Origin of the sequence: Kocuria cellulosilytica (assembly GCF_040981245.1) — a bacterium.
Lineage (GTDB): Bacteria > Actinomycetota > Actinomycetes > Actinomycetales > Micrococcaceae > Kocuria > Kocuria cellulosilytica.
Genome location: NZ_JAVFWZ010000004.1, coordinates 60,583 through 86,542 on the forward strand (window position 1 = coordinate 60,583; position 25,960 = coordinate 86,542).

Annotated in this window: 28 protein-coding genes; 16 read left to right on the forward strand and 12 right to left on the reverse strand. The window is 74.2% G+C overall.

Features of this window, described 5'->3' with window-relative positions; all coding sequences use genetic code 11:
• Positions 1 to 133: 133 nt before the first annotated feature.
• The 6 genes from RCG67_RS07855 (at position 134) to RCG67_RS07880 (ending at position 7,355) form a co-directional block, all read left to right on the forward strand.
• On the forward strand, positions 134 to 1,525 hold the full coding sequence (locus RCG67_RS07855) for an MFS transporter (protein WP_368825615.1): 1,392 nt from the start codon (positions 134 to 136) through the stop codon (positions 1,523 to 1,525).
• Entirely contained in the window at positions 1,522 to 2,628 is a 1,107-nt protein-coding gene (locus tag RCG67_RS07860) for a winged helix DNA-binding domain-containing protein (RefSeq protein WP_368825616.1), read from the forward strand. Before RCG67_RS07855 ends, RCG67_RS07860 begins: the two co-directional genes overlap by 4 nt.
• Before the next feature lie 75 nt (positions 2,629 to 2,703).
• On the forward strand, positions 2,704 to 3,402 hold the full coding sequence (locus tag RCG67_RS07865) for a maleylpyruvate isomerase family mycothiol-dependent enzyme (protein ID WP_368825617.1): 699 nt from the start codon (positions 2,704 to 2,706) through the stop codon (positions 3,400 to 3,402).
• Positions 3,403 to 3,413: 11 nt separating this feature from the next.
• Complete coding sequence (locus RCG67_RS07870; protein ID WP_368825618.1) at positions 3,414 to 3,821, forward strand: glutaredoxin domain-containing protein; 408 nt, start codon at positions 3,414 to 3,416, stop codon at positions 3,819 to 3,821.
• A gap of 221 nt (positions 3,822 to 4,042) precedes the next feature.
• Entirely contained in the window at positions 4,043 to 5,956 is a 1,914-nt protein-coding gene (gene typA, locus RCG67_RS07875) for a translational GTPase TypA (protein ID WP_368825619.1), read from the forward strand.
• A gap of 37 nt (positions 5,957 to 5,993) precedes the next feature.
• Positions 5,994 to 7,355, forward strand: a complete 1,362-nt coding sequence (locus RCG67_RS07880; protein ID WP_368825620.1) for a PIG-L family deacetylase — start codon at positions 5,994 to 5,996, stop codon at positions 7,353 to 7,355.
• A gap of 13 nt (positions 7,356 to 7,368) precedes the next feature.
• Here RCG67_RS07880 and RCG67_RS07885 read toward each other — a convergent pair whose 3' ends face one another.
• Positions 7,369 to 7,659 carry a putative acetyltransferase gene (locus RCG67_RS07885; protein ID WP_231738237.1) on the reverse strand — a complete coding sequence of 97 codons (291 nt, stop codon included), beginning with the start codon at positions 7,657 to 7,659 and terminating at the stop codon, positions 7,369 to 7,371.
• Between the two features lie 70 nt (positions 7,660 to 7,729).
• On the opposite strand from RCG67_RS07885, the gene fdxA reads away from it, so the two are divergent.
• The 4 genes from fdxA (at position 7,730) to RCG67_RS07905 (ending at position 11,130) form a co-directional block, all read left to right on the forward strand.
• Positions 7,730 to 8,062, forward strand: a complete 333-nt coding sequence (gene fdxA / locus RCG67_RS07890) for a ferredoxin (RefSeq protein ID WP_058872613.1) — start codon at positions 7,730 to 7,732, stop codon at positions 8,060 to 8,062.
• Positions 8,059 to 9,204, forward strand: a complete 1,146-nt coding sequence (gene dapC / locus RCG67_RS07895) for a succinyldiaminopimelate transaminase (protein ID WP_368825621.1) — start codon at positions 8,059 to 8,061, stop codon at positions 9,202 to 9,204. The genes fdxA and dapC overlap by 4 nt, the downstream gene beginning before the upstream one ends.
• A gap of 164 nt (positions 9,205 to 9,368) precedes the next feature.
• Positions 9,369 to 10,667, forward strand: coding sequence for a citrate synthase (locus tag RCG67_RS07900; RefSeq protein WP_058872614.1), 1,299 nt, complete (start codon positions 9,369 to 9,371; stop codon positions 10,665 to 10,667).
• Positions 10,668 to 10,764: 97 nt separating this feature from the next.
• Positions 10,765 to 11,130: an A1S_2505 family phage non-structural protein gene (locus RCG67_RS07905; RefSeq protein WP_368825622.1), complete on the forward strand. Its 366-nt coding sequence runs from the start codon at positions 10,765 to 10,767 to the stop codon at positions 11,128 to 11,130.
• Between the two features lie 18 nt (positions 11,131 to 11,148).
• On the opposite strand, the gene galE is transcribed toward RCG67_RS07905, so the two are convergent.
• The 3 genes from galE to dapD form a co-directional block, all read right to left on the reverse strand.
• A complete protein-coding gene (gene galE / locus RCG67_RS07910) occupies positions 11,149 to 12,171 on the reverse strand; it encodes a UDP-glucose 4-epimerase GalE (protein ID WP_368825623.1) in 1,023 nt (340 codons plus the stop codon).
• Between the two features lie 35 nt (positions 12,172 to 12,206).
• Entirely contained in the window at positions 12,207 to 13,130 is a 924-nt protein-coding gene (locus RCG67_RS07915) for a hypothetical protein (protein ID WP_368825624.1), read from the reverse strand.
• A 135-nt stretch (positions 13,131 to 13,265) separates the two neighbouring features.
• Positions 13,266 to 14,231 carry a 2,3,4,5-tetrahydropyridine-2,6-dicarboxylate N-succinyltransferase gene (dapD, locus tag RCG67_RS07920; RefSeq protein ID WP_368825625.1) on the reverse strand — a complete coding sequence of 322 codons (966 nt, stop codon included), beginning with the start codon at positions 14,229 to 14,231 and terminating at the stop codon, positions 13,266 to 13,268.
• A gap of 51 nt (positions 14,232 to 14,282) precedes the next feature.
• Between dapD and dapE the strand changes: the two genes are divergently transcribed.
• Entirely contained in the window at positions 14,283 to 15,392 is a 1,110-nt protein-coding gene (gene dapE / locus RCG67_RS07925; protein ID WP_368825626.1) for a succinyl-diaminopimelate desuccinylase, read from the forward strand.
• A 6-nt stretch (positions 15,393 to 15,398) separates the two neighbouring features.
• Here the strand turns inward: dapE and RCG67_RS07930 are convergent, their stop codons facing one another.
• The 4 genes from RCG67_RS07930 to RCG67_RS07945 all read right to left on the reverse strand — a co-directional run bounded on the left by RCG67_RS07930 (position 15,399) and on the right by RCG67_RS07945 (position 18,721).
• Positions 15,399 to 16,271 carry an amino acid ABC transporter permease gene (locus RCG67_RS07930; RefSeq protein ID WP_368825627.1) on the reverse strand — a complete coding sequence of 291 codons (873 nt, stop codon included), beginning with the start codon at positions 16,269 to 16,271 and terminating at the stop codon, positions 15,399 to 15,401.
• Positions 16,271 to 16,957, reverse strand: a complete 687-nt coding sequence (locus RCG67_RS07935) for an amino acid ABC transporter permease (RefSeq protein ID WP_368825628.1) — start codon at positions 16,955 to 16,957, stop codon at positions 16,271 to 16,273. The genes RCG67_RS07930 and RCG67_RS07935 overlap by 1 nt, the downstream gene beginning before the upstream one ends.
• A 134-nt stretch (positions 16,958 to 17,091) precedes the next feature.
• Positions 17,092 to 17,946, reverse strand: coding sequence for a glutamate ABC transporter substrate-binding protein (locus RCG67_RS07940; protein ID WP_368825629.1), 855 nt, complete (start codon positions 17,944 to 17,946; stop codon positions 17,092 to 17,094).
• A 55-nt stretch (positions 17,947 to 18,001) separates the two neighbouring features.
• A complete protein-coding gene (locus RCG67_RS07945; RefSeq protein WP_438612655.1) occupies positions 18,002 to 18,721 on the reverse strand; it encodes an amino acid ABC transporter ATP-binding protein in 720 nt (239 codons plus the stop codon).
• A 218-nt stretch (positions 18,722 to 18,939) separates the two neighbouring features.
• Here RCG67_RS07945 and RCG67_RS07950 point away from each other — a divergent pair, with 218 nt between their 5' ends.
• The 3 genes from RCG67_RS07950 to RCG67_RS07960 all read left to right on the forward strand — a co-directional run bounded on the left by RCG67_RS07950 (position 18,940) and on the right by RCG67_RS07960 (position 20,705).
• Positions 18,940 to 19,245: a DivIVA domain-containing protein gene (locus RCG67_RS07950; protein ID WP_368825630.1), complete on the forward strand. Its 306-nt coding sequence runs from the start codon at positions 18,940 to 18,942 to the stop codon at positions 19,243 to 19,245.
• On the forward strand, positions 19,242 to 20,426 hold the full coding sequence (locus tag RCG67_RS07955; protein WP_368825631.1) for a putative hexosyltransferase: 1,185 nt from the start codon (positions 19,242 to 19,244) through the stop codon (positions 20,424 to 20,426). The genes RCG67_RS07950 and RCG67_RS07955 overlap by 4 nt, the downstream gene beginning before the upstream one ends.
• A gap of 111 nt (positions 20,427 to 20,537) precedes the next feature.
• Positions 20,538 to 20,705 (forward strand): DUF3117 domain-containing protein, encoded by a 168-nt coding sequence (locus RCG67_RS07960; protein WP_075872508.1) that lies wholly within the window; start codon positions 20,538 to 20,540, stop codon positions 20,703 to 20,705.
• 85 nt (positions 20,706 to 20,790) lie between these two features.
• On the opposite strand, the gene RCG67_RS07965 is transcribed toward RCG67_RS07960, so the two are convergent.
• Positions 20,791 to 21,423 carry an O-methyltransferase gene (locus RCG67_RS07965; RefSeq protein ID WP_058874848.1) on the reverse strand — a complete coding sequence of 211 codons (633 nt, stop codon included), beginning with the start codon at positions 21,421 to 21,423 and terminating at the stop codon, positions 20,791 to 20,793.
• A 225-nt stretch (positions 21,424 to 21,648) separates the two neighbouring features.
• On the opposite strand from RCG67_RS07965, the gene RCG67_RS07970 reads away from it, so the two are divergent.
• Both RCG67_RS07970 and RCG67_RS07975 read left to right on the forward strand, forming a co-directional pair.
• Entirely contained in the window at positions 21,649 to 22,320 is a 672-nt protein-coding gene (locus RCG67_RS07970) for a hypothetical protein (RefSeq protein WP_368825632.1), read from the forward strand.
• Between the two features lie 37 nt (positions 22,321 to 22,357).
• Positions 22,358 to 22,711 carry a twin-arginine translocase TatA/TatE family subunit gene (locus RCG67_RS07975; RefSeq protein ID WP_368825633.1) on the forward strand — a complete coding sequence of 118 codons (354 nt, stop codon included), beginning with the start codon at positions 22,358 to 22,360 and terminating at the stop codon, positions 22,709 to 22,711.
• A 42-nt stretch (positions 22,712 to 22,753) separates the two neighbouring features.
• Here the strand turns inward: RCG67_RS07975 and RCG67_RS07980 are convergent, their stop codons facing one another.
• The 3 genes from RCG67_RS07980 to RCG67_RS07990 are packed head-to-tail and all read right to left on the reverse strand — an operon-like array spanning position 22,754 to position 25,869.
• Positions 22,754 to 23,941, reverse strand: a complete 1,188-nt coding sequence (locus tag RCG67_RS07980; RefSeq protein WP_368825634.1) for an Mrp/NBP35 family ATP-binding protein — start codon at positions 23,939 to 23,941, stop codon at positions 22,754 to 22,756.
• Positions 23,934 to 24,575 carry a DUF1003 domain-containing protein gene (locus RCG67_RS07985; RefSeq protein WP_368825635.1) on the reverse strand — a complete coding sequence of 214 codons (642 nt, stop codon included), beginning with the start codon at positions 24,573 to 24,575 and terminating at the stop codon, positions 23,934 to 23,936. The genes RCG67_RS07980 and RCG67_RS07985 overlap by 8 nt, the downstream gene beginning before the upstream one ends.
• The gene (locus RCG67_RS07990) at positions 24,568 to 25,869 is read right to left on the reverse strand and encodes a magnesium transporter MgtE N-terminal domain-containing protein (RefSeq protein WP_368825636.1); all 1,302 of its coding nucleotides are present in this window, start codon (positions 25,867 to 25,869) and stop codon (positions 24,568 to 24,570) included. The genes RCG67_RS07985 and RCG67_RS07990 overlap by 8 nt, the downstream gene beginning before the upstream one ends.
• Positions 25,870 to 25,960 lie beyond the last annotated feature (91 nt).

Below are 25,960 nucleotides of genomic sequence, written 5' to 3' on the forward strand. Positions count from 1 at the left end.
GGGGCGCGCAGTCCAGGGGCGCGGCGGAGCCCGGGCGGGGCCGGGACGGCATGCGCCGGTCCGCCCCGCGCCGCCCGGTCCGCGGAGCGCCTACAGTGGTCGCAGCACGGGGCGGCGAGGGAAGGACCGGAGCATGCAGGAGAGCGAGCGGACCGGCGACGCCGGGTCCGTGCTGACGCGGTCCCAGCGGCTGGACCGGCTGCCCTTCACCACCGAGCACCGGAAGCTGCTCGTGGGCTCCGGCGTCGGCTGGGCCCTGGACGCCATGGACGTGGGCCTCATCTCGTTCGTGATGGCCGCGCTCGCCCAGGAGTGGGGCCTGGGCTCCGGGGAGCTGTCCCTGCTCGCCTCGATCGGCTTCGTGGGCATGGCCGTGGGCGCCAGCCTCGGCGGGCTGCTGGCCGACCGGCTCGGCCGGCGCCAGGTCTTCGCCCTGACCCTGCTGGTCTACGGCCTGGCCACCGGCGCCTCCGCGCTCGTCGGCTCCCTCGCCGCGCTCGTGGTCCTGCGCTTCGTGGTGGGCCTCGGCCTCGGCGCCGAGCTGCCCGTCGCCTCGACCCTCGTCTCCGAGTACGCCCCCCGCCGGATCCGCGGCCGCGTGGTGGTGGTCCTCGAGTCCTTCTGGGCCGTCGGCTGGGTCCTCGCCGCGCTCGTCGGCTACTTCGTGGTGCCCTCCTCCCCGGACGGCTGGCGCTGGGCGCTGGTCGTGGGCCTCGTCCCGGCCCTCTACGCCGTGGTCGTGCGCCGGGCCCTGCCGGAGTCCGTGCGCTTCCTCGAGCACCGGGGCCGGACGGACGAGGCGGAGGCCGCGGTGCGCGCGTTCGAGGGCGCCCGGCCCCTGGGCCGCTCCCGGGCCGAGACCGCGGAGCAGGCCCGGGCCGCCGAGCAGTCCCCGCCGGTCCGCGTCACGGGGCGGGCCGGGATCTGGAGCCGGGCGCTGCGGAGGCGAACGGCGGCGCTGTGGACCGTCTGGTTCTGCATCAACTTCGCCTACTACGGGGCGTTCACCTGGCTGCCCACGCTCCTGCTCCAGCAGGGCCTCACCCTGACGACGTCCTTCGGCTACGTCCTGGTCATCACCCTCGCCCAGCTCCCCGGCTACGCCGCGGCCGCCTGGCTCATCGAGGTCTGGGGCCGGCGGATCACCCTGGCCGTGTTCCTCGGGGGCTCCGCGCTGAGCGCCGTGCTGTTCGGGATCGTGTCGATGGGCAGCATCGTGCTCCCGTGGCAGGTGGTCGGCTCCGGCATGGCCCTGTCCTTCTTCAACCTGGGCGCGTGGGGCGCGCTCTACGCGATCGGCCCGGAGCTCTACCCCACCGCGCTGCGCGGGACGGGGACCGGGGCGGCGGCCGCCTTCGGCCGGATCGCCTCGATCCTGGCGCCTCTGGCCGTGCCGGTGCTCCTCGCGCTGGGCGGGGAGGACTACGACGTGGTCACCGTCTTCGCCGTGTTCGGCGCCGCCTTCCTCGTGGCCGCGCTCTCCGCGTTCGCGCTGCCCGAGCAGCGGGGACGGGCCCTGCAGTGACCGCCCCGGCCGTCCTGACCGACCGCGAGATCGGCCTCGCGCGGCTCGCGGCCCACGGGCTCGTGCGGCCCGAGGACCTGGCGCCCGAGGACGTGGTGCGCGCCCTCGGGGCTGTCCAGGCGCAGGACCTGCCCGGCGCCCTGATCTCGGTCGGCCTGCGGCGGGCCGGCGGGTCCGCCGGCCTGCGCCAGGCCTTCGACGACGGCCGGATCGTGCGCACCTGGCCGATGCGCGGGACCCTGCACCTGGTGCCCGCCGAGGAGCTGCGGGACTGGCTGGCGGTGCTGGGTCCCCGCACCGTCGCCTCGACGGCCGCCCGCCGCCGCGCCCTGGGCATCGACGAGCGGCTGGACGCGGCCCGGGAGGCCGCGCTCGCCGCGCTGCGCCACGGCCCGCAGCCCCGCGAGCGCCTGCACGCCGCGTGGGAGGAGGCCGGGCTGCTGGGGGAGCCGGGCCGGGGCTACCACCTGATGCTCGCCCTGCACCTGGACGCGACCCTGTGCATGGGCCCGCTGGGCGCGGACGCGCGGGACCAGCTCGTGGTCCCCGTGGCGGACTGGATCCCGGCGGCGGGGGAGGGGACGGCCGGGCCCGGGGCGGGCGCCGGCGGCACCCCGCCCGTCGTCGCGCGCTGGGTCCGCCGGTACCTGCGCGGCCACGGCCCGGCCTCCGTGGCGGACGCCGCCCGGTGGGCGGCCCTGCCGCGCTCCGCGGTGCGCGAGGCGCTGGCCGGCCTGGACGGCGTCGTGGCCGTGCACGACCGCGCCGGGCGCGAGCTGTGGTGCGCCCCCGAGGTGCTGGACGGACCCGCCCCCGGCGACCGGCGGGCCGCCGGGGTCTTCCTGCTGCCGCCCTTCGACGAGTTCGTCCTGGGCTACGGGGACCGGTCCCACGTGCTGGCCCCGGACCGGGCGAGCAGCATCGTCCCCGGCGGCAACGGCGTCTTCAAGCCCACCGTCGTGGCCGGCGGGCGGATCGTGGGGACCTGGGGGCGCGCCCGCCGCGCCGGGGGGCCCGCGCTCGTGCTCGACCCGTTCGAGGAGCTCTCGCCCGCGCGCCGCCGGGCCGCCGAACGGGCCTTCGCACGGCTGCCGGCGCTCTGAGCCGAGACGAACCCGGTATGGGTCCTGCGGGCCGGGAGGTGGTCCGGCTCACCCGGCCCTCGGTAGGGTGAGGCCATGATCAATCCCGCCCGCCTGCACTCGGACCTCTCCCGCCTCGGCCGCGAGACCGAGATGTTCCTGGCCACCGCCGCGTCCCTGTCCGACGACGAGCTGGCAGCCCCCTCGCTGTGCGACGGGTGGCGCCGCGCCGACGTCGTCGCCCACCTCGCCTCCAACGGGCGCGCGCTCGTCAACCTCGTCGACTGGGCCGTCACCGGACAGGAGCAGGCCCCCTACGCGTCCACGGAGGCCCGCAACCAGGAGATCGCCGAGCTGGCGGACCTGCCCCGGGAGGAGCTGCTCGAGCGGGCGCGCGAGTCCGCGGCCTACTTCGCCGAGCAGTCCCAGCGGCTGGCGGGGGAGCTCGCGGTCGAGGAGGTGCACCTGCACGGCAAGCAGATCCCCGCGACCTCCATCGTGGCGCTGCGCATCGCCGAGGTCGTCGTCCACCACCACGACCTCGACACCGCCTGGACCATCGAGGAGGCCGATCCCGACTCGCTGCTCAACGCCCTCGAGGCGGCGGTGCGCACCATGCGGGCCAAGGGGGCTCCCGGCATGACGCTGGTGACCGAGGAGCGCGACGAGTGGGTGATCGGCGACGGCGCCCTGCGCGTGGAGTCCGACCGGGAGGGCCTGCTCGGGTGGCTGGCCCGCGGCGACGACGAGAACGTCGAGGCCGACGGCCCGCTGCCGGTGCTGCCCTCCTGGTGAGCGGAGGCTCCGTGCGCAGCTGGTGGCTCGCGGTGCTGGTCCTGCTGGTGACCGGCGCCGCCGTGGCCGTCCGGCTCGGGCGCGGAGAACCGGGCGAGGCGGGGATCGTCCTGCTCGCCGGGGCCGCGGGCGTGGCGGTGTGCTCCCCGCTGGTGTTCCCGCGCCGGGGCGACGCCCCGGACGCCGTGACCGTGTACTACCGTCCCGGCTGCGGGTACTGCCTGCGCCTGCGCGCCTCGCTCGGCTCCCTCGCCCGGCGCGCGCGCTGGGTCGACATCTGGGCGGACCCGGACGCCGCCGCCTACGTCCGCTCCGTCAACGGGGGCGACGCCACCGTGCCGACCGTCGTGCTCGACGGCGTCCCGCACACCAATCCGTCCCCCGCGACGGTCCGGGCGGCGCTGGAGCGCCGGGCCTGAGCGCGCCGCCGGGCGCCGCACCGCACCGGGGGACGGCGGGTCGGCGGGGTCACAGCCGCCCGGGGTGCCGCCCGGGCGGTCCCGCGGGGTAGAATGGTCGACGGCCCGCTGTGCGGGCGCTCCCGCCCGGGTCCCTCCGGGTGCGCGGCGGCGCCCCGGCCGCACCCATCGGGAGGGCTGCACCTCCCCCCGCATCTCCACCCGAAGAGAGACCCACGCGTATGCCTGTCACCTCCACCACCGCCCAGCGCGCCGACCTCCGCAACGTGGCCATCGTGGCCCACGTCGACCACGGCAAGACCACCATCGTGGACGCGATGCTCCAGCAGACGCACGCGTTCTCCTCCCACGGTGAGGTCGAGGAGCGCGTGATGGACTCCGGTGACCTGGAGCGCGAGAAGGGGATCACGATCCTCGCCAAGAACACCACGGTGTTCTACGACGGTCCCTCCGCCGAGGGGGAGACCATCACCATCAACGTCATCGACACCCCCGGCCACGCCGACTTCGGCGGCGAGGTCGAGCGCGGGCTGTCCATGGTCGACGGCGTCGTGCTGCTCGTGGACGCCTCCGAGGGCCCGCTGCCGCAGACCCGCTTCGTGCTGCGCAAGGCCCTCGAGGCCAAGCTGCCCGTGATCCTCGTGGTCAACAAGGTCGACCGCCCGGACGCCCGGATCGAGGAGGTCGTGCACGAGTCCATGGACCTGCTGCTGGGCCTGGCCTCGGACATCTCCGAGGACGAGCCGGACCTCGACCTGGACGCCGTCCTGGACGTGCCCGTGGTCTACGCCGCGGGTCGTGACGGCCGGGCCTCCCTCACGCAGCCCGAGAACGGCGGCCTGCCGGACAACGAGGACCTCGAGCCGCTGTTCGCGACGATCATCAAGCACGTCCCCGCGCCCTCCTACGACCCCGAGGGCGTGCTCCAGGCGCACGTCACCAACCTGGACGCCTCCCCGTTCCTGGGCCGCCTCGCCCTGCTGCGCATCTTCAACGGCACCCTCCGGAAGGGCCAGACCGTGGCCTGGGCGCGGGCGACCGGCGAGCTCAAGAACGTGCGGATCTCCGAGCTGCTGGCCACCAAGGGCCTGGACCGCGTCCCCGCCGAGTCCGCCGGCCCCGGTGAGATCGTGGCCGTGGCCGGGATCGAGGACATCACCATCGGCGAGACCCTCACCGACCCGGAGAACCCGCAGCCCCTGCCCCTGATCACCGTGGACGACCCGGCGATCTCCATGACCATCGGGATCAACACCTCCCCGCTGGCCGGCCGCGCCAAGGGCACCAAGGTCACCGCCCGCCAGGTCAAGGACCGCCTCGACAAGGAGCTCGTCGGCAACGTCTCGCTCAAGGTGCTCCCCACCCAGCGCCCCGACGCCTGGGAGGTGCAGGGCCGCGGCGAGCTGGCCCTGGCGATCCTCGTGGAGCAGATGCGCCGCGAGGGCTTCGAGCTGACCGCCGGCAAGCCCCAGGTCGTGACGAAGACCGTCGACGGCAAGGTGCACGAGCCCTACGAGCACATGACCATCGACGTGCCGGACGAGTTCCTCGGCGCCGTGACCCAGCTGATGGCCGGGCGCAAGGGCCGCATGGAGGCCATGGCCAACCACGGCACCGGCTGGGTGCGGATGGAGTTCAAGGTCCCCGCCCGCGGCCTCATCGGCTTCCGCACCAGGTTCCTCACGGAGACCCGCGGCGCCGGCATCGCGTCCTCCTACGCCGACGGCTACGAGCCGTGGGCCGGGGACATCGAGTACCGCACCAACGGCTCGATGATCGCCGACCGCGCCGGCGTGGTCACCCCGTTCGCCATGATCAACCTGCAGGAGCGCGGCTCCTTCTTCGTGGAGCCCACCTCCGAGGTCTACGAGGGCATGATCGTGGGCGAGAACTCCCGCGCCGACGACATGGACGTGAACATCACGAAGGAGAAGAAGCTCACCAACATGCGGGCGGCCTCCTCCGACACCTTCGAGAACCTCACACCCCCGCGCAAGCTGACCCTCGAGGAGTCCCTCGAGTTCGCCCGCGAGGACGAGTGCGTGGAGGTCACCCCGGACGCGATCCGCATCCGCAAGGTGATCCTCGACGCCAACGAGCGGATGAAGGCCAACCGGGCCCGGGCCCGCGCCTGATCCCGGCCCGCAGCAGCACCGTGCAGCAGGCCCGGCCGTGACCCGGCAGCCCGTCCCGTACTACCCCGAGCAGGGCGCCCTCGTGCGCGAGGACGCCCTGCTGGGGCTGCTGCCCCCGGGCCTGCGCCCGGAGGACGCCCGGCTGCTGTTCGTGCACGCCCACCCCGACGACGAGTCCATCGCCACCGGGGCCACCATGGGCCGGTACGCGCAGCTGGGCGCGCAGGTCGTGCTGCTCACCATGACCCGCGGCGAGCGCGGCGAGGTCATCCCCGAGCCGCTGCACGCGCTCGAGGTGGGCCGCGCCGGGTGCTCCGACGACGGCACGGCCCTGGGCCGCTACCGCGTCGGCGAGCTCCACGACGCCGCGGCCCGCCTGGGCGTGGCCGACCGCTTCTTCGCGGGGGAGCCCCCCGCCCTCGACCCGGCCGTGGGCTTCGCCGGCGGCACCGGCCACTACCACGACTCGGGCATGTCCTGGGGCGCCGACGGGCGGGCCGCCCCCGCCGAGGACTCCTCGCCGCACAGCCTCACCGCGGCCGCCGTCGACGAGGCCGCCGCGCACGTCGCGGCGGCGGTCCGGGCCGTGCGCCCGCACGTGCTCGTGACCTACGACGACGACGGCGGCTACGGCCACCCCGACCACGTCCGGACCTCCGCCGTCGCCCGGCGCGGCGCCGAGCTCGCCGCCCGCCCGGGGACGGACGCCGACGGGGCGGCCGCCGAGCCCTGGCGCACCCCCCTCGTGTGGGCGGTCGAGGGCGAGGCCCGCCCCGACGACCCGCGGCCGCAGGCCGCGGTGCACGGCTCCGCCGAGCGCAAGCGGGCGGCCATGGCCGCCCATGCCACCCAGCTGGTGCTGGCGGAGGACGGTGCGCGCTTCGCCCTCTCCAACGGGGTGTGGCAGCCCTTCAGCGCCCTGGAGACCTACCGGCTGGTCGCCGGGGACCCGGACGCGGTCGTCCCGGGGGACGAGCAGGAGGCGCCCGGGCACGCCCCGGCCTCCGTGCTCTCGGCCCTCGTGACGTCCGTGGCGGCCGGAGCGGTGGCCGCGTCCGTGGCCACCGTGCTGCACAGCGCCGTCTGGTACTCGGACGCCGGGTGGTGGCTGCCCTGGGGTCTGCTCTTCGCGACCGCCCTGCTGCTCAGCGTGTCCCTGTGGGTCGGCACCGCCACCCGCCGCGTGTGGGCCGCCGCCGTGCCGGGGCTGATCGGCTACCTCGTCTCCTGGCTCTTCGCCTACGGCGGGGACGGCTCCGTGATCGTGGTGACGGACCCCGGCACGCCCGTGGGCCTGCTCGGCCTCGCGTGGTTCGTCCTGGTGTTCGCGGTGACCCTGCTCTCCGTTCTCGTCACGGCCCGCTGGCTGCGCACCCGGCGGCCGGCCCGCCCCGCCTGAGCCCCGGTGCTGCTCAGTCCCGCCGCGGCCGCCGCCGCGGCGGGGCCGGCGGGACCACCCGGGCCGCGCGCACCGCGCCGGCGCCGATCAGCACGTCCCCGCGGCGGGTCCGGACCGTGACGGACTCCTCGTCCGCCGCCAGCAGCTCGCCCAGGGCGTCGGTGAGCGGCAGCCCGGAGGCGTCGTCGGCCGGAAGCGCGTAGCGCACGCTCACCCGCGCACCGGGAGCCAGTCCGGCGAGCAGGGCCAGCGCCGAGGACGACGTCCCGGCCGGTGATGTTGAGCCGGATGTCGGATGCTCCATGGCTGTCATCCTAGCCAGGACGCCGTGGCTAGACTGGTCGGAGCAACCCAGGAGAAAGGTTCGAACCGCCGTGACCTACGTCATCGCCCAGCCCTGTGTCGACGTGAAGGACAAGGCCTGCGTCGAGGAGTGCCCCGTCGACTGCATCTACGAGGGGGAGCGCTCGCTCTACATCCACCCCGACGAGTGCGTCGACTGCGGCGCGTGCGAGCCCGTGTGCCCCGTCGAGGCCATCTACTACGAGGACGACACCCCGGACGAGTGGGCCGACTACTACAAGGCGAACGTCGAGTTCTTCGACGACCTCGGCTCGCCCGGCGGCGCCGCGAAGCTCGGCAACACGCACACCGATCACCCCATGATCGCGGCCCTGCCCCCGCAGAACCAGGACGTCGCCCTGTGACGCAGGCGGACCGGTCCTTCGGCCTCGCCCTGCCCGACTACCCGTGGGACACGATGGCGCCGTACCGGGCCGTCGCCGCGGAGCACCCGGACGGGGTCGTGGACCTGTCCATCGGCACGCCCGTGGACCCCACGCCGCTGGTCGTCCAGGACGCGCTGGCCGCGGCCGCCGACGCCCACGGCTATCCGACCACGCACGGCACCCCCGCCCTGCGCGAGGCCGTCGTCGCCTGGTACGCCCGACGACGCGGCGTGCCCGGCCTGGACCCCGCCGCCGTCATGCCCACGGTCGGCTCCAAGGAGCTGGTCGCCTGGCTCCCGCTGCTGCTGGGCCTGCGCGCCGGTGACGTCCTCGTGCGCCCCACGGTGGCCTACCCCACCTACGACATCGGCGCGGAGCTGGCGGGCGCCGAGGCCGTGGCGGCGGACGACCTCGACGAGCTCGGCGGAGACGTGCGCTCCCGCGTGCGCATGGTGTGGCTGAACTCGCCCGCCAACCCCACCGGCATCGTCCGGGACGCGGAGTCGATGCGCCGTGCGGTCGACCAGGCGCGCGCCCTCGGGGCCGTGGTCGCCTCCGACGAGTGCTACGCCGAGCTCGGCTGGGGGACCTGGGACGTGCAGCAGGGGGGCACCCCGGTGCCCTCGGTGCTCGATCCCCGGGTCAGCGGCGGGGACCACTCCCTGCTGCTGTCCGCGTACTCGCTGTCGAAGCAGTCGAACGCGGCCGGCTACCGGGCCGCGTTCCTCGCCGGAGACGCCCGGCTCATGGCGGGCCTGGTCAACTCGCGCAAGCACGCCGGGATGATCGTGCCCGCCCCGATCCAGGAGGCCATGCGCGTCGCCCTGGGGGACGTCGCCCACGTCACCGCTCAGAAGGCGCTCTACCGGTCCCGCCGGGAGCGGCTCGTGCCCGCCGCCGAGGCCTTCGGGCTGCGCGTCGAGCACTCGGAGGCCGGGCTCTACCTGTGGTGCACGGCCGGGGAGGACACCTGGACCACGGTGCAGCGCTTCGCCGAGCGGGGCGTCGTGGTGGGTCCCGGGGTCTTCTACGGGACGGCCGGCGAGGGCTACGTGCGCCTCGCCCTCACCGCCGACGACGAGCGCATCGACGCCGCCGTGGAGCGGCTCGGCGCCGCCTGACACGGTTCCCGGCGGCTCCGGGATTGGTCCCGGTGCGGACGGAGCAGGTAGGTTGGACCCTGACGATCGCTGTGTCCGACGACACGGCCGTGCTGCGCCACCGGCGGCGCCCGGCACGGCGACCACGGGCACCGGACACCGACATCCACTCGCGGAGGACGAACATGACTGAGTCTGCACAGAAGACCGGGACGGCCCGGCTCGACTACGGGAACGGCAGCCCGCTCGAGCTGCCCATCCAGGAGGCCACCGAGGGCAACCGCGGGTACGCGATCACGAACATGCTCAAGGAGACGGGCAACGTCGCCTTCGACCCCGGGTTCATGAACACCGCCAACGCCCGCTCCGCGATCACCTACATCGACGGCAACAACGGCATCCTCCGGTACCGGGGCTACCCGATCGAGGAGCTGGCCCAGCACTCGAGCTTCATCGAGACCGCCTACCTCCTGGTCTACGGCGAGCTCCCCTCGCCGGCGGAGCTCGCGGAGTTCGACACCCGGATCCGCCGCCACACCATGGTCCACGAGGACCTCAAGAGCTTCTTCAACGGCTTCCCGCGCAACGCCCACCCCATGCCCGTGCTGTCCTCGGCGGTCTCGGCGCTGTCCACGTTCTACGCGGACTCCCTGGACCCCTTCGACCAGGAGCAGGTGGAGATCTCCACCATCCGGCTGCTCGCGAAGGTGCCCACGCTGGCCGCCTACGCCTTCAAGAAGTCCAAGGGCGAGCCCATGCTCTACCCGCAGAACGACCTCAACTACACGGAGAACTTCCTCCGGATGTGCTTCGGCGTGCCGGCCGAGGACTACGAGATCGACCCGACGATGGCGAAGGCCCTCGACGTGCTGCTCATGCTGCACGCCGACCACGAGCAGAACTGCTCCACCTCGACCGTCCGGCTCGTGGGCTCCTCCCACGCCAACATGTTCGCCTCGGTCTCCGCCGGCATCAACGCGCTCTACGGCCCGCTGCACGGCGGGGCCAACGAGGCCGTGCTCGCCATGCTGAACCGGATCCAGAAGGAGGGCGTCAAGCCCGAGGACTTCATGGAGCAGGTCAAGAACAAGGAGTCCGGCGCGCGGCTCATGGGCTTCGGCCACCGGGTCTACAAGAACTACGACCCGCGGGCCCGGATCGTGAAGGACTACGCCCACGACATCCTCGAGAAGCTCGGCGGCAACGACCAGCAGCTCGAGATCGCCATGCGGCTCGAGGAGAAGGCCCTCGCCGACGACTACTTCGTGGAGCGCAAGCTCTACCCCAACGTCGACTTCTACACGGGCCTCATCTACAAGGCGATGGGCTTCCCGGAGAAGATGTTCACCGTGCTCTTCGCGATCGGCCGGCTCCCCGGCTGGATCGCCCAGTGGCGGGAGATGATCGAGGACCCCGAGACCAAGATCGGCCGCCCGCGCCAGCTCTACGTGGGCGAGGGCGAGCGGCACTACCCGCAGCGCTGAGCCGACCCGCTCCCGGCACGGACGCCGGGCCCGTCCCCTCCGGGGGCACGGGCCCGGCGTCCGTCGTTCCGGGGTCCGCACCGGTACCGTGGGGGCCATGGACGAGCAGCGGCGCACCCCCGACCGGATCACCGAGCTCGGCCCGGACGACGTCTTCGTCTTCGGCTCCAACGCCCGCGGCGCCCACGGCGCGGGGGCGGCGCGCACGGCCGTCGAGCGCTTCGGCGCCGTCATGGGGCAGGGGCACGGCCTGCAGGGACGCTCGTACGCGATCGACAGCATGAGCGGGTTCGCCGAGCTGGAGCGGGAGGCCGCGGCGTTCGTGGCCTTCGCCCGGGAGCACCCGGAGCTGACGTTCTGGCTCACCCGGGTGGGCACCGGCATCGCCGGCCACGACGAGCGGCGGGTGGCCGCCCTGTTCGCCGACGCCCCGGCCAACGTGGTCCGGCCCCGGGGCTGGTGAGCCCCGGGGCCCGGGGGCTCAGGCGCCCGCGGCGTAGCCCTCGGGATTGCTCCGCTGCCAGTTCCAGTGGTCCCGGCACATCGTGTCGAGGTCCCGGTCGGCGGACCAGCCCAGCTCGGCCAGGGCCGTGGACGGATCGGCGTAGGACACCGCGGCGTCGCCGGGTCGCCGGGCCACCACCTCGTAGGGGACGCTGCGCCCGGAGGCCCGCTCGAAGGCGGCGTGCACCTCGAACACCGAGTAGCCCCGGCCCGTGCCCAGGTTCCACGTGTGCACCCCGCCGTGCCGGGCGAGGTGGTCGAGGGCCCTGAGGTGCCCGTCGGCGAGGTCCACCACGTGAATGTAGTCGCGCACACCCGTCCCGTCCGCGGTCGGGTAGTCCGCGCCGAAGACCCGCAGCTTCTCGCGCCGGCCCACGGCCACCTGCGCGATGAACGGCAGCAGGTTGTTCGGCACGCCCGTGGGGTCCTCGCCGATCCGGCCGGACTCGTGGGCGCCGACCGGGTTGAAGTAGCGCAGCAGGGCCACGCTCCAGGACGGGTCCGCCGCGGCGAGGTCCACGAGCATGTCCTCGATGTGCTCCTTGGTCCGCCCGTACGGGTTCTGCGCGTCCATGGGCTGCTTCTCGGTCAGCGGCATCTCCTCGGGGGCGCCGTAGACCGTGGCCGACGAGGAGAACACGATGGACCGGCAGCCGTGGGCCTCCATGGCGTCCAGCAGGTTGAGGGTGCCGGCCACGTTGGTGCGGTAGTACCAGAGGGGCTTCTCCGCCGACTCGCCGACGGCCTTGAGCCCCGCGAAGTGGATCACGGCCTCCGGGCGGTGCTCCGCGAACAGCGCGCCGAGTGCCGCGGGATCCAGGAGGTCCACCTCGGCGAACGCCTCCACGGACCGTCCCGCGAGGTCCTCGACGCGCTCCAGCGAGGTCCGCGAGGAGTTCGCGAGGTTGTCCAGCACGACGACGTCGTGCCCCGCCTCCAGCAGGGCGAGGACGGTGTGCGAGCCGATGTAGCCGGTTCCCCCGGTCACGAGAATCTTCATGGTCCCAGCGTATCGGCCGGGCGGCGGAGGGGCGATCAGCGGCTCGCGAGGACCAGCACGACGTCACCGGCGGGCGGAGCGCCCCCGGGGTGCGCCTCCTCGGCGGCCACCCAGCCCGGGGCGGGCGCGAAGCGGGTGGTGCGCTGGTCCGCCCGCACCCAGCTGCGCCCGTCGAAGGACACCTCCGCGACGCCCAGCGCGTCCGCCTGCGCGACCGCCCAGTGGGCCACCGCCCAGCCGGCCGGCTTCCCGGGCGCGGGCACGACCACCCGGTCCCCGTCCGTCCGGGGCGCCGGGGCCGCCGCCCCGAACGCGTCGCCGAGCGCGGCGGCCGCCCGGCGCGGGTCCCCGGAGCCCTCGGGGTCGCCGAGCACGCAGTTGAGGGAGCCCTCGGTGGCCCCGGTCAGGCTGTCGGCGAAGGCCCGGGCCAGGCCCTCGTGCCGGGCGTACGCCTCCGGGTGCGCGGAGCGCTGGACCGCCTGGGCGGCGTCGGTGACGGACATCGTCGTGTAGTCGAGCTCCGCGAGGCCGTCGTAGAAGGCCGCCGTGGCGTAGGCCGGGTCCATGATCTGCTCGACGGTTCCCCAGCCCTGGGAGGGGCGCTGCTGGAAGAGCCCCACGGAGTCCCGGTCCCCGTAGTCGATGTTGACCAGCTGCGACTCCTGCATCGCGGTGGCCAGGGCCACGACCGCCGCGTACGGGTCGGTGCCGCGCGCCACGGCCTCCGCGGTGACCAGCGCGGCGTTGGCCGACTGCTCCGCGGAGAGGGTGTGCCGCTGCCGCTGCCCGTCCCCGTCCGTGCTCGAGACCACGCACCGCGGCTCCCCGGCGGAGGGCCGGCCGGCGCGCAGCTCGACGGCCACCAGGATCCCCGCGGCGAGCAGGGCGCCGACGATCAGGAGGACGAACAGCGGCAGCCGGAGCGAGCCGCTGCGGCGGCCGGGGGCGGGGGAGGACACGGGCGCTCCTGGGCGGACGGGGAGACGGGCGGGACGGCGGAGGAGGGGGCGGGGACGGGCGACGCCGCGCCCGGACGGGTCGTGCCCGTCCGTGCGCGGCGTCGGGGTCCGGCGGCGGGTCGGGACCCGCGGCGCTCAGTTGGCGTGCAGCGCCGCGTTGAGCTCCACGGTCCCGCCGGCCCGCGGCAGCACCTCGACCGCGCCGGTGAGGGAGTTGCGGCGGAACAGCAGGTTGGGCACGCCGGAGAGCTCGGAGGCCTTGGCCGTGGACCGCTCGCCGTCGGCGTGCACGCTCACGCGGGTGCCGGCGGTGACGTAGAGGCCGGCCTCGACCACGCAGTCGTCGCCGAGGGAGATGCCCACACCGGAGTTGGCGCCGAGCAGCACGCGCTCGCCCACGGTGATCCGCTCCTTGCCGCCGCCGGAGAGCGTGCCCATGATGGAGGCGCCGCCGCCGAGGTCCGTGGCGTCGCCCACGACCACCCCGGCGCTGATCCGGCCCTCGACCATGGACTGGCCGAGGGTGCCGGCGTTGAAGTTGACGAAGCCCTCGTGCATCACCGTGGTGCCCTCGGCGAGGTGGGCGCCGAGCCGGATCCGGTTGGCGTCGCCGATCCGCACGCCCGTGGGCACCACGTAGTCGACCATCCGCGGGAACTTGTCCACGCTGTGCACGGTCACGTGCCCGCCCGAGGCCTTCATCCGGAGCAGCGCGTGGGTCAGCTCCTCGGCGAGCACGGGCCCGCGGTCCGTCCAGGCGACGTTGGCGAGCAGGCCGAACACGCCGTCGAGGTTCACGGTGTTGGGGCGCGCGAGGCGGTGGGAGAGCAGGTGCAGGCGCAGGTACGCGTCGGCGGCGTCGGCGGGGGCGGTGTCGAGGTCGATCACGGTCTCGACGATCTCGCTGCGGACGTTGCGGTCGGGGTCGGCGGTGGCCGCGAGCCGCAGGTCGGCGTCGAGGGAGGTGTCGACCGCGTCGGAGAGGGACGGGGCGGGGTACCAGACGTCGAGGACGGTGCCCTCCTTGGGGCCCGAGGCCACGACGGTGGCCAGGCCGAGACCGGAGGCGGGACGAGAGGTGGAAGCAGTCATGGCCTCCATCCTACGGGGGACGCCGGTCCCGGGCCGACCGGCGTCGACGGCCGCCCCGTTATGCTGGCAGCCATGATCGCACCGGAGCTCGACCTCGCCGCGGACCCCGCCGACCTCACGGCCGACCTCATCGACATCGCCTCCGTCTCGGGCGCGGAGGGCCCCCTCGCCGACGCCGTGGAGGCCGCGCTGCGGCGCCTGCCGCACCTCACGGTGCACCGGGACGGGGACGCCGTGGTGGCGCGCACCGGACTGGGCCGCGCCGAGCGGGTGGTGCTCGCCGGCCACCTCGACACCGTGCCCCTGCCGACCGTGCCCGGTGCCCGGGGGACCGTCCCGTCCACGTGGACGGGGACCGGCCGCTCGCGGGTGCTCCACGGCCGGGGCGCGACCGACATGAAGGGCGGGGTCGCCGTCCAGCTCTGCCTGGCCGCGGCCCTGACGGCCCCGAACCGGGACGTCAGCTACGTGTTCTACGACCACGAGGAGGTCGAGGCCGCCGCCAGCGGGCTGGGCCGGCTCCAGCGCCACGCGCCCGAGCTGCTCGAGGCGGACTTCGCGGTGCTCCTCGAGCCCACCGACGGCACCGTGGAGGGCGGGTGCAACGGCACGATGCGCTTCCGCATCACCACGAGGGGCCGCGCGGCCCACTCGGGCCGGTCCTGGATCGGGGAGAACGCGATCCACAAGCAGGCCGACGTCCTCGCCCGACTGGCGGCCTACGAGCCGCGGACCGTGGCGGTCGAGGGGCTCGAGTACCGGGAGGGGCTCAACGCGATCCGGATCGGCGGGGGCGTGGCCGGCAACGTGGTCCCGGACACCGCGCACGTGGAGATCAACTACCGCTTCGCCCCGGACAAGAGCCCCGAGGACGCCGTGGCGCACGTGCAGGAGGTCTTCGCCGGCCACGAGCTCGAGCTCACGGACCTCTCCCCGGCGGCGCGGCCGGGCCTGGACCGTCCCGCGGCGGCCGCGTTCGTGGCCGCCGTGGGCCAGGAGCCCAAGCCCAAGTACGGCTGGACCGACGTGGCCCGCTTCTCGCAGATGGGCGTGCCCGCCGTGAACTTCGGCCCGGGCGACGCCCTGCTGGCCCACACCGACGACGAGCACGTGAGCGCCGAGGCCGTCCAGGAGTGCTACCGGGCCCTCGAGGCCTGGCTCACGGCCTGAGCGGGCTCAGGCCGTGGCCTCCTCGGCCGCCAGGGGCCCCTCGGCCGCCTTGGTCGCACCGCCCGTGCGGAAGCTGAGGAAGCGGGAGAGCCACGCGGCCAGCAAGGTCAGCAGGTAGTTGATGAGCACGAAGACCAGCGCCACCACGAACAGGGTCTGCAGGATGTTGCCGTCGCCGGCGCCCAGCCGCCGGCCGCTCGCGAGCAGCTCCGGGTAGGTGATGATGTAGCCGAGGGCGGTGTCCTTGAGGATCACCACGAACTGGCTGACCATCGAGGGCAGCATCGCCGTCAGGGCCTGCGGGAGCTCGATGATCCGCAGGGACCGGGACGGCGTGAGCCCGATGACGAGGCCGGCCTCCCGCTGGCCCTTGGGCAGCTGGTGGACGCCGGAGCGGATGAGCTCGGCGATCACGGCGCCGTTGTAGAACATCAGCCCGAGGACCACGGCCCAGAACGGCACGTCGGACGGCTCCACCAGACCGGCCCGGCCGATCCCCAGGTAGAAGAAGATCATCATCACCAGCACGGGCACGGCCCGGAAGAACTCGACCACCACGGTGCAGACGAAGCGCACCGGGGCCAGCTGGGAGAGCCGGCCGAGGCCGAAGACCAGGCCGAAGGCGATCGAGAGCACCACCGCCAGCAGCGCGGCCCGCAGGGTGTCCCACAGGCCCGGGAGCAGGAAGTTCTCCCACGTGCGCGCCGAGAGCAGGGGCGTCCACTTCGCGGCGTCGAGCTGGCCCTGCTCCGCGAGCTCGCCGAGCACCACCCAGGCCAGGGCCGCCGCGAGCAGCACGCCCACCACGTTGAGCGCCGCGCTGACCCGCCGGCCGCGGGGTCCTTGGACGTCGAAGAGGACGTTCTGGGTCTTGGCCATCAGCGCTTCACCGCCAGTTTCCGGGAGGCCCAGGTGGTGAGCAGGCCCACCGGGACCACGATGAGGACGAAGCCGAGGGCCACCACCAGGAAGATCGCGATGATCACGTCCGGGCGGAACTCGATCATCGTCTTCATGAGGGAGGAGATCTCGGTCACGGACGCCGCGGCGGCCACCGTGGTGTTCTTGGTCAGGGCGATCAGGGTGTTGCCGAGCGGGGTGATCGCTCCGCGCAGCGCCTGCGGGAAGATGATCAGCCGCGCCGCCGGCAGGAAGCTGAGCCCGATGGCCCGGGCGGCCTCCGCCTGGCCGGCCGGCACGGTGTTGACCCCGGAGCGGATGGCCTCGCAGACGAACGCCGCGTGGTACAGGCTCAGGCCCAGGACCGCCCAGTTGAAGAAGTTCTGGTCGAAGTCCGACGAGAGGCTGATCCCCAGCTGGCTCCACACGCCCAGGACCAGGAACACGAGGATGATCGTCAGCGGGGTGTTGCGGAACAGGTTCACGTAGCCCGTGCCCAGCAGCCGCAGCGAGGCGATGGGGGAGATGCGCATCAGGGCGACGAGGGCGCCCAGGACCGCCGAGCCCAGCGCGGCGAAGAAGGTCAGCCGGAGGTTGACCCAGAAGGCCGCGAGGACGTCGTACTGCTCGAAGAGGCTGACGAAGTCGGTCAGGTAGTCGGACACGGGAGCTCCCGGGGCTGGGGCTGGTGCTGGGTCACGCGGCTGCCCTTCGTCGTGGATCGGTCGTGCGCTCTGCTGCCGGACCGGGACCCGCGGCCGGCCGGGCGCCGGCCGGCCGCGGGGTCACACGGGTCCCGTCACTCGCCGCAGGGCTCGGGCTCCGGCGGGTTGAGCTCCTCGTTGTACGAGTAGTCGGCCCCCTCCGTGTTGGCGGTGACGGCCTCCTCCCAGGCCCCTTCCTCGATCATCTTGGTGATGGCCTCGTTGACGGCCTCGCACTGGTCGGAGCCCTGGGGCAGGCCCACGCCGTAGCGCTCCTCCGAGAAGGTGTTGCCCACCACCTTGAACTTGCCCTGGTTGGCGTCCGTCGAGGCGAGGCCCGCGAGGATGATGTCGTCGGTGGTCACCGCGTCGACCTGGCCGGACTCGAGGAAGGTCACGCACTCGGCGTAGCCGCCCTGCTCCACGAGGTTCACGCCGGGGACCTCCTCCTGGACGTTGACCGCGGAGGTCGAGCCCGTCACCGAGCACAGGTTCTTGCCGTCGAGGTCGGCGGGGCCCTGGATGCTGTCGTCGTCGGCCCGGACCAGCAGGTCCTGGCCGGCCACGAAGTAGGGCCCCGCGAAGTCCACGGTCTGGTCGCGCTCGTCGGTGATCGAGTACGTCGCGAAGATCATGTCCACCTGGTCGTTCGCGAGCATGTTCTCGCGGTTGGCGGAGGGGGACTCGACCCACTCGATCTGGTCCTCGGCGTAGCCGAGCTCGCCGGCGACGTACTCGGCGACGTCGACGTCGAAGCCCGTGTACTCGCTGCCGTCGCGGAAGCCGAGCCCCGGCTGGTCGTACTTGATGCCGATCCGCACGGACTCGCCCGAGCCGCCGCCCTCGCCGCCCGTGCCGGACCCGCCCTCGTCGCCACCTCCGCACGCGGTGAGGGTCAGGGCCGCGGTCGCGGCCATCGCGGCCAGTCCGAGGGGCTTGCTGCTGCGCATGGTGTGCTCCTTGCTGTGGGAGTGGTGGCGTCGGGTCGGAGGGACGGGTGGACGGTCAGTGGCCCAGGATCTTGCCGAGGAAGTCCTGGGCGCGCTCGGAGCGCGGGTTCGTGAAGAACTCCTCCGGGGTGTTCTCCTCGACGATCATGCCGTCGGCCATGAACACCACGCGGTCGGCGGCCTTCCGGGCGAAGCCCATCTCGTGGGTCACCACGATCATCGTCATGCCCTGCTTGGCGAGGGCGACCATGGTGTCGAGGACCTCGTTGATCATCTCGGGGTCGAGGGCGGAGGTGGGCTCGTCGAAGAGCATGACCTTCGGCTCCATGGCCAGGGCACGGGCGATGGCCACGCGCTGCTGCTGGCCGCCGGAGAGCTGGGCCGGCAGCTTCTCGGCCTGGTTGGCGACGCCCACGCGGGTCAGCAGCTCCATGGCCTGCTTCTTCGCCTCCGCGGCCGACTTCCCGCGGACCCTGACGGGGCCCAGGGTCACGTTCTGCAGGACCGACTTGTGGGCGAACAGGTTGAAGGACTGGAACACCATGCCGACGTCGGCGCGCAGCTTCGCGAGGGCCTTGCCCTCCTCGGGCAGCGGCTTGCCGTCGATGAGGATCTCGCCGTCGTCGATGCTCTCGAGCCGGTTGATGGCCCGGCACAGGGTCGACTTCCCGGAGCCCGAGGGACCGATCACGACCACCACCTCGCCGCGCTTCACCTCCAGGTCGATGTCCCGGAGCACGTGCAGCTCCCCGAAGTGCTTGTTCACGCGGGACATGCGGACCAGGACCTCGGCCGTCCCCGGGGAGGAGGAGGCCGGTGCGGCGGCCGGTGGAGTGGCGTGTGACATACCGGAAAGATATCCCAGATCAGGTCCGTGTGATGTCGGACACGTTGCAAACGTGCAAATTGGGTACTCATCCGTAGAAATGTTGCGCCGCCCGCCGCCGGACGGCCCTCCGCACCGGTCCGCCGGCCGGCGCTTAGCCTGGGGGCATGACCGAAATCCTCATGGGGCTGACCGGGCTCGTGCTGCTGCTCACCGTAGTGGGCGTCGTGGTCCTCGGCCGGGACCGGCTCTCCGACCGGGTCGCGCCGGCCCGGGACGGGATCGACGCCGGCCGCGCCCCCGCCGCGCCGCTCGTGCTGCCCGAGCACCCGACGGCGGAGGACGTCGGGCGGATCGCGTTCTCCGTCCGGCGCCGCGGCTACGACCCCGCCGAGGTCCACGCCGTGCTCGCCCACCTCGCGGACCGGCTGCCGCCGGAGGACCCGCCGTCCCGCCCGGTGCCGGGGGCGTGAGCTCCCGCCTCGCCGCGGCCCCCTGGTGGGCGCAGGCCCTGCTGGTCTGGGCGGCCTCCCGGATCTGGGCCTGGGCCGTGTTCAGCACCGTGGGCCGGCAGCAGGGCCCCGGCCCGTGGGGGGACGGGGCCCTGGGCTACCTCGCGTTCACCGGCACCTGGGACTCGGACTGGTACGAGCGCATCGCCCGGGAGGGCTACCCCGACACCCTGCCCCGGGACGGCGGCGGCCGGGTCCAGGAGAACGCCTGGGCCTTCTACCCGGTCTACCCGCTGCTCGTCCGCACCGTCTCCGCGGTCACCGGCACGGGCTGGGACGTGACCGCCTCGGCCGTGTCCCTGGCGGCGAGCCTCGGCGCCGCCCTGCTCGTCCACCGGCTGTTCCTCCGGCTCGCCCCGCCCGCCACCGCCCTGTGGGGTCTCGCGTTCGTCGCGTTCAACCCGGTGGCCCCGGTGCTGCAGGTCCCGTACGCCGAGTCGCTGCACCTGCTGCTGCTCGCGGGCGCGCTGCTGCTGGTGGGGCGGGGCCGGCACCTCGCGGCCGCCCCCGTGGTGCTCGTCATGTGCCTGACCCGCCCGGCCGGGGTCCCCTTCGCCGCGGCCCTCGGGATCACATGGCTCGTGCGCTCCGTGCGCCGGCACCGGACGGGGGAGCTGCGCCGCGCCGTGGACGCCGTCGACGGCCTCTTCGCGCTCGCGCTCCTCGCGTGCGGCGCGGCCCTCGCCTGGCCGGCGATCGCGTGGGCCGTCACGGGCGAGCCGACCGCGTACACCGACACGGAGACGGCGTGGCGGGGCGGGGGGCTGGAGCCCGTCGTGCCGTGGTTCGACGCCGCCGCCGGGCTGTTCGGCCCCGTGCTGGGGCTCGCCGCGCCCCTGCTGCTGGTCGCGGGCGGGACCGTGCTGCTGCGCACCCGCGTGGTGCGGGAGCGGCTGGACCTGCTCACACGGGTGTGGCTGGCCGCCTACGCCGTCTACCTGCTCCTGTTCCTGCATCCCCAGACCAGCACCTTCCGGCTGCTGCTGCCGCTGTTCCCGCTCGCCCTGCCGCTGGCGGCGGTCTCGGACTCGCGCGCCTACCGGGTGGCCTGCGTGCTCTCCGGCGCGGTGCTCCAGCTCGTCTGGGTCGGCTGGCTGTGGCACTGGAAGCAGCTGCCCGGCGGCGGGGACTACCCGCCCTGAGCCCCGGCCGGCCGCGCCGACGCGCGCTCCCGGGCGCCGGGGCGGTCCGGGGCCACGGCGGCGGCTCGGATAGGATGGGAGCCACACCAATCGAGGAAGAGGAGTTCCCACATGGCGGCCATGAAGCCGAGAACCGGTGACGGACCGATGGAGGTCACCAAGGAGGGGCGCAGCCTCATCATGCGGGTGCCGCTCGAGGGCGGCGGCCGGCTGGTGGTCGAGCTGAAGCCCGGCGAGGCCGCGGAGCTCAAGGAGTGCCTGGCCGGCGTCACGGAGTGACCCACGGCGGGGACGGCGAGGGGCCCGGCACCACGCGGTGCCGGGCCCCTCGCCGTCCCCGGTGCCCTCCGCCGGCGGCGCCGGGTCAGCGGCGGACGGCCAGCAGCAGGCCCGAACCGGTCGTCAGCAGGGCGGTGCTGAAGCGCTCGTCCTCCCGGAACAGCCGGTGCACGGCCCGCATCGTCCGGGTGTTCTCCTCCCGGTTGGCCGGCTGCGCGACCTTGTCCTGGGACAGGGCGTCGTTGACCACGAGCATCCCGCCGGGGCGGAGCAGCCGGACCGCCTCCTCCGCGTAGTCCAGGGTCCCCTCGGCGTCGCCGTCGAGGAAGACCAGGTCGTAGGCGCCGGCGCTCAGCCGGGGCATCACGAGGGACGCGCGGCCGGGGATGGTGCGGGTCCGGCTCGTCGGGACCCCGGCCTCCCGGAACGTGTCGCGGGCCGCGCGCAGCGCCCGGATGTCGGTGTCGATGGTGGTCAGCACGGACGTCCCGGGCAGCCCGCGCAGCAGGGCGAGACCGGACACCCCGGCCCCCGTGCCGACCTCGACCACGGTGGCGGGCCGGGCCGCCGCCGCGAGCACGGTCAGGGCCGCGGCCGTCCCCGGGGTGACCGGGGGGATGCGCAGGGCGAGGGAGCGCTCCCGGGCGCGGTAGGCGAGCTCGTCCTCGGCGGCGAACGCCTCGGCGTACGACCAGCTCGTCGTCTTGTCCGCGCCCATGGTCCGCCCTTCGTCGCTGTAGTGGATGCGCGCCATCCTACCGGCTGAGGCCCTCCGCCCGGCCACCGTCCAGTCGGCATCCAGCTTCCCCGTCGATCATGGAGTCGTCCGCGGACCCGTCCGCCGGCCCGTCCACCGCACCGGCCGCGGCGCCGGTCCGGACCACGGAGCCGCCCGGGCCGGGCCGTCCCGGCCGCCGCCCGCACCGCCGCACGAGGAGGACCGATGCCCCGCCCGGAGCGCACCGCGCCGGCCCGCCGCAGCAGCGCGGTCCCCGTGCTCGCGGCCACCCTGAGCGCGGTGCTCACCCTCGTCCTGGGCTCCGGCTACGCGGTCGGGCGCACCGCCCTGGCCGAGACCCCGGACGGCGGCGAGGACCGGGTCCCGGTCTCGGCCTGGCACGGCACGCACGGGGTGCTCAACGCGGACGAGGTCTCCGCGGACGGGCTGCGCGCCGAGGGGTGGACGCTGCCCACGCTGGCCTCGGACGGGTACCGGGTGGTCTCGATGACCCGGGGCGCGCTGGCCGGGCACCCGCTCGTGGTGATCAGGCTGCACCGCGGGGAGGACGAGGTCGTCGTGGTCGAGCAGCGCGGACGGGTCGACCGGGAGAACCCCATGGACGGGCTCACCGGGCTGCCCGTGAGCGCGGAGGGCCTCGAGCCCGTGGCCGTGGAGGGCGTGCCGCTGTGGGTGGACGCCGGACCGCCGTGGCGGGCGGTCGTCGTGGGGGACGCGGTCGTCTACACGGTCACCGGGGACTCCGGCCCCTCCGCGATGGCCCGCACCGTCGGCCTCGTCGTGGCCGACGAGCGCGGGCGTGTCGTGGAGCCGGCGGAGGGCAGGCCCGGCGTCCTCGAGACGGTCGCCGCGGGCCTGCGCGAGATATTCGGCTGAACGGCCACCGGCCCGCCGACTGGTAAAATCTCTTCCTGTGCTCGGCATCAACGGCGGCGAAGCGATCATCCTGGTGCTCCTGGCCCTGTTCATCATCGGGCCGGAGCGGCTGCCGGAGTACGCGGAGAAGCTCAAGGAGCTCGTCAAGGCCGCGAAGCGGTACGCGACCGGCGCCACCGAGGAGCTCAGGGAGACCCTGGGACCGGAGATCGCCGACGTCGACTGGCGCAAGCTCGACCCGCGCCAGTACGATCCCCGCACCATCGTGCGCCAGGCCCTGCTGGAGGACGACGAGCCGGCGGAGCCCGCCGCGCCGCGGCCCCGCCCCGGGCCGGTGCTGACCCGGCTGGCCCCGGGCGAACGGGCGCCCTTCGACACCGAGGCCACCTGAGCCGGACGCCGCGGTCCGCCCGCGCGGACCGCGGCCGGCGCGTCAGCGCGGACCGAGGCCCAGCGGGCGCCCGGCGAGCCCGCGCGGGCGCGTGCCCAGCGCGTCGGCGACCGAGCGGAGCGCGACCGCGGCGGGCGATCCCGGCGCCGACCACACGACCGGACGGCCCGCGTCCCCGCCCTCGCGCAGGGCGACGTCGAGGGGCACGGCGCCCAGCAGCGGCACGTCGTACCCCAGCCGGCGGGTCAGGGAGTCCGAGATCCGGGTGCCGCCGCCGGCGCCGAAGAGCTCGAGCACGCTGCCGTCCGGCATCGGCATCCCCGCCATGTTCTCGATCACCCCCGCCACCTTCTGACCGGTCTGCACCGCGAGGGCCCCGGAGCGCTCGGCGACCTCGACGGCCGCCTGCTGGGGCGTGGAGACCACGAGCACCTCCGCCGAGGGCAGCAGCTGCGCCACGGAGATCGCGATGTCGCCCGTGCCCGGGGGGAGGTCGAGGAAGAGGTGGTCGAGGTCCCCGAAGTGCACGTCCGTGAGGAACTGCTCGACGGCGCGGTGGAGCATCGGCCCGCGCCAGGCCACGGGCTGGTCCGGGTCCACGAACATCCCGATCGAGATGACCTTGAGCACCCCGGCGCGCCCGGAGTCCTCCCGCGCCGCGCCGGGGACCTCCACGACCGGGGGCAGGATCATGTCCCCGACCTGCGTGGGCGCCCGGTCGATGCCCAGCAGCCCGGGGACGGAGAAGCCGTGCACGTCCGCGTCCACGATGCCCACCGAGCGGCCCTGCGCGGCGAGCGCCGCGGCGAGGTTGACGGTGACCGTCGACTTGCCGACCCCGCCCTTGCCGCTGGTCACGGCGTGCACCCGGGTCAGGGAGGAGGGGTCGTTGAAGGGCACGGTCCGGGTGTGGCCCACCCTCTCCTTGAGGGCGGTGCGCTGCTCGGGCGTCATCACCCCGATCTGCACGTCCACGGAGCGCACCCCGGCCACGGTCCCCACGGCGTCCCGGACGTCCTGCTCGATGGTGGAGCGGAGGGGGCAGCCGCTGATCGTCAGCAGCACGTGCACGGCGGCGCGGCCGGCGTCGTCGAGCGCGGCGGAGCGGATCATCCCGAGCTCGGTCACGGGCCGGCGCAGCTCGGGGTCGAGCACCCGGTCCAGCGCCGCGCGCAGCGCGGGGTCGAGGGCCTCGGGGGCGAGGACGTCGTCGGGGCGGGGCTCAGGCACGGGGGATTCCTCGGGTCTCTGGGGCGGTGGGGCGGTCGGGGGTCCTGCTCCGGCGGCGGGCGGGCCGCCGCGGCGGGGTCCCCGTCTCCTCGGCGTCCGGGGCGTCGTCCTGGGACTCGAGGATCTCCTCGAGCACCGAGCGCAGCTCCGAGCGCACGAAGTCGCGGGTGGCGACGTCCCGCAGCGCGATCCGCAGGGAGGCGATCTCCCGGGTCAGGTACTCGGTGTCGGCGAGGTTCTGCTGCGCCCGGCGGCGGTCCTCCTCCTGGGTCACCCGGTCCCGGTCGTCCTGGCGGTTCTGCGCCAGCAGCAGCAGGGGCGCGGCGTAGGAGGCCTGCAGGGAGAGCATGAGCGTGAGCAGCGTGAAGTTCAGGGCCCGGGGGTCGAACTGGGCCGACTCGGGAGCCAGGGTGTTCCAGGCGAGCCAGACGACCACGAAGACCGACATCCAGAACAGGAACTGCGGGGTGCCCATGAAGCGGGCGAAGCCCTCGGTCATCCGCCCGAAGGCGTCGGGGTTCGGCCGGAACCGGTCCAGCAGCCCGGGCCGGTGCTCGCGCGGCTGGTCGAGGGCGTTGCCGCGGGCGCCGGCACGGGGGCTGACGCGGGGGCGCCGGGGCTCGCGCTCACTCATACCGCTTGCCCACCTTCCGGATCGGGGTGCCGTCGTCGGCGGTGCGCCAGTCGTCGGGCAGCAGGGCGTCGAGGACGTCGTCGATCGTGATCGCCCCGACCACCCGGTCGTGGTCGTTGACGACCGGGATGATGGTCAGGTCGTAGGTCGCGAGCTCGCGGGCGACGTCCTGCAGGGAGGCGAGGTCGGAGACCGGCTCGAGGGAGCGGTCGATGAGGTTGCCCACGGCCTCGGGCGGGGGATAGCGCAGGAGCTTCTGGGTGTGCACCATGCCCAGGTACTTGCCGGTGGGCGTCTCCAGGGGCGGGCGGGAGACGATCACGGCCGCCGCGACGGCGGGGCTGAGCTCCTCCTGGCGGATGTGCGCGAGCGCCTCGGCGACCGTGGCCTCCGGCGGCAGGATGATCGGCACGGGGGTCATGAGGGAGCCGGCCGTGCCCTCCTCGTACTCCAGCAGGCGCCGGACGTCCTCGGCGTCCTCGGGCTGCATGAGCGCGAGCAGCGCCTCGGCCTGGGTCTCGGGCAGCTCGTTGAGCAGGTCGGCGGCGTCGTCGGGCTCCATCTCCTCGAGCACCGTGGCCGCGCGGTCCGGCTCCATGTTGGTGAGGATGTAGACCTGGTCCTCCTCCGGGAGCTCCTCGAGGACGTCGGCGAGCCGGTCGTCCTGCAGCTCGTGGGCGATCTCGAGCATGCGCTTGGCCGACATGTCGTGGAGCTCGTCGGCGAGGTCGGCGGGCTGCTGCTCCTCGTGGGAGGCGACCCACTGGGTGGCCGGCTGGTGGCCCGCGGCGGAGGGGTCCCCCGCGTCCTCCCAGTCGATGATCAGGGTCTCGTTGCGCCGGCGCATCAGGCCCCCGCCCGTGCCGGTGCGGCGGACGAAGAGCTGGGTGATCAGCCAGTCCCCGGTGTTGCGGCGTCGCTCCATGGCCATGTCCTCGACCGTGGCCGAGCCGGAGCCGTCGCGCAGCACCACGGTGCGGTCGAAGACCTCGCCGACGGCCAGGGTCTCCGCTCCGCGCTGCTCGAAGCGGCGCAGGTTCACGAGCCCCGTGCTGATGATCTTCTCCGCGTCGATGCTGGTCACGCGGGTCATGGGCACGAACACCCGCTTCTTGCCGAGGACCTCCACCACGAGGCCGACCACGAGGGGGCGGCGGGAGGAGCGGCCGTACCGGGAGCTGCCGCGCATGAGCACCACGACGTCGCGCAGCCGGCCCAGACGGTCGCCCAGGGGGTCGAACACGTCGAGGCCGATCAGGCGCGCGATGAAGATCTTGTCGATGTGGCTGCTCACCGTACAAGACTACCCACCGGGTCCACGGGGCCGGGCCCGGGCGCAGGGCGGGGCGGGGCGCGGACCGGCGGGCGGATGGGGAAGAATGGGG

Bases quoted from the DNA above. Each gene is read 5' to 3' on its own strand.
- RCG67_RS07865 (WP_368825617.1), top strand. From the start codon at position 2,704: ATGATCAATCCCGCCCGCCTGCACTCGGACCTCTCCCGCCTCGGCCGC.
- RCG67_RS07970 (WP_368825632.1), top strand. From the start codon at position 21,649: ATGCCCCGCCCGGAGCGCACCGCGCCGGCCCGCCGCAGCAGCGCGGTC.
- RCG67_RS07905 (WP_368825622.1), top strand. From the start codon at position 10,765: ATGGACGAGCAGCGGCGCACCCCCGACCGGATCACCGAGCTCGGCCCG.
- RCG67_RS07855 (WP_368825615.1), top strand. From the start codon at position 134: ATGCAGGAGAGCGAGCGGACCGGCGACGCCGGGTCCGTGCTGACGCGG.
- RCG67_RS07940 (WP_368825629.1), bottom strand. From the start codon at position 17,946: ATGCGCAGCAGCAAGCCCCTCGGACTGGCCGCGATGGCCGCGACCGCG.
- dapE (WP_368825626.1), top strand. From the start codon at position 14,283: ATGCTGGCAGCCATGATCGCACCGGAGCTCGACCTCGCCGCGGACCCC.
- RCG67_RS07930 (WP_368825627.1), bottom strand. From the start codon at position 16,271: ATGGCCAAGACCCAGAACGTCCTCTTCGACGTCCAAGGACCCCGCGGC.
- RCG67_RS07900 (WP_058872614.1), top strand. From the start codon at position 9,369: ATGACTGAGTCTGCACAGAAGACCGGGACGGCCCGGCTCGACTACGGG.
- dapD (WP_368825625.1), bottom strand. From the start codon at position 14,231: ATGGAGGCCATGACTGCTTCCACCTCTCGTCCCGCCTCCGGTCTCGGC.
- RCG67_RS07950 (WP_368825630.1), top strand. From the start codon at position 18,940: ATGACCGAAATCCTCATGGGGCTGACCGGGCTCGTGCTGCTGCTCACC.
- RCG67_RS07885 (WP_231738237.1), bottom strand. From the start codon at position 7,659: ATGGAGCATCCGACATCCGGCTCAACATCACCGGCCGGGACGTCGTCC.
- RCG67_RS07945 (WP_438612655.1), bottom strand. From the start codon at position 18,721: ATGTCCCGCGTGAACAAGCACTTCGGGGAGCTGCACGTGCTCCGGGAC.
- RCG67_RS07960 (WP_075872508.1), top strand. From the start codon at position 20,538: ATGGCGGCCATGAAGCCGAGAACCGGTGACGGACCGATGGAGGTCACC.
- typA (WP_368825619.1), top strand. From the start codon at position 4,043: ATGCCTGTCACCTCCACCACCGCCCAGCGCGCCGACCTCCGCAACGTG.
- RCG67_RS07965 (WP_058874848.1), bottom strand. From the start codon at position 21,423: ATGGGCGCGGACAAGACGACGAGCTGGTCGTACGCCGAGGCGTTCGCC.
- RCG67_RS07985 (WP_368825635.1), bottom strand. From the start codon at position 24,575: ATGAGTGAGCGCGAGCCCCGGCGCCCCCGCGTCAGCCCCCGTGCCGGC.
- galE (WP_368825623.1), bottom strand. From the start codon at position 12,171: ATGAAGATTCTCGTGACCGGGGGAACCGGCTACATCGGCTCGCACACC.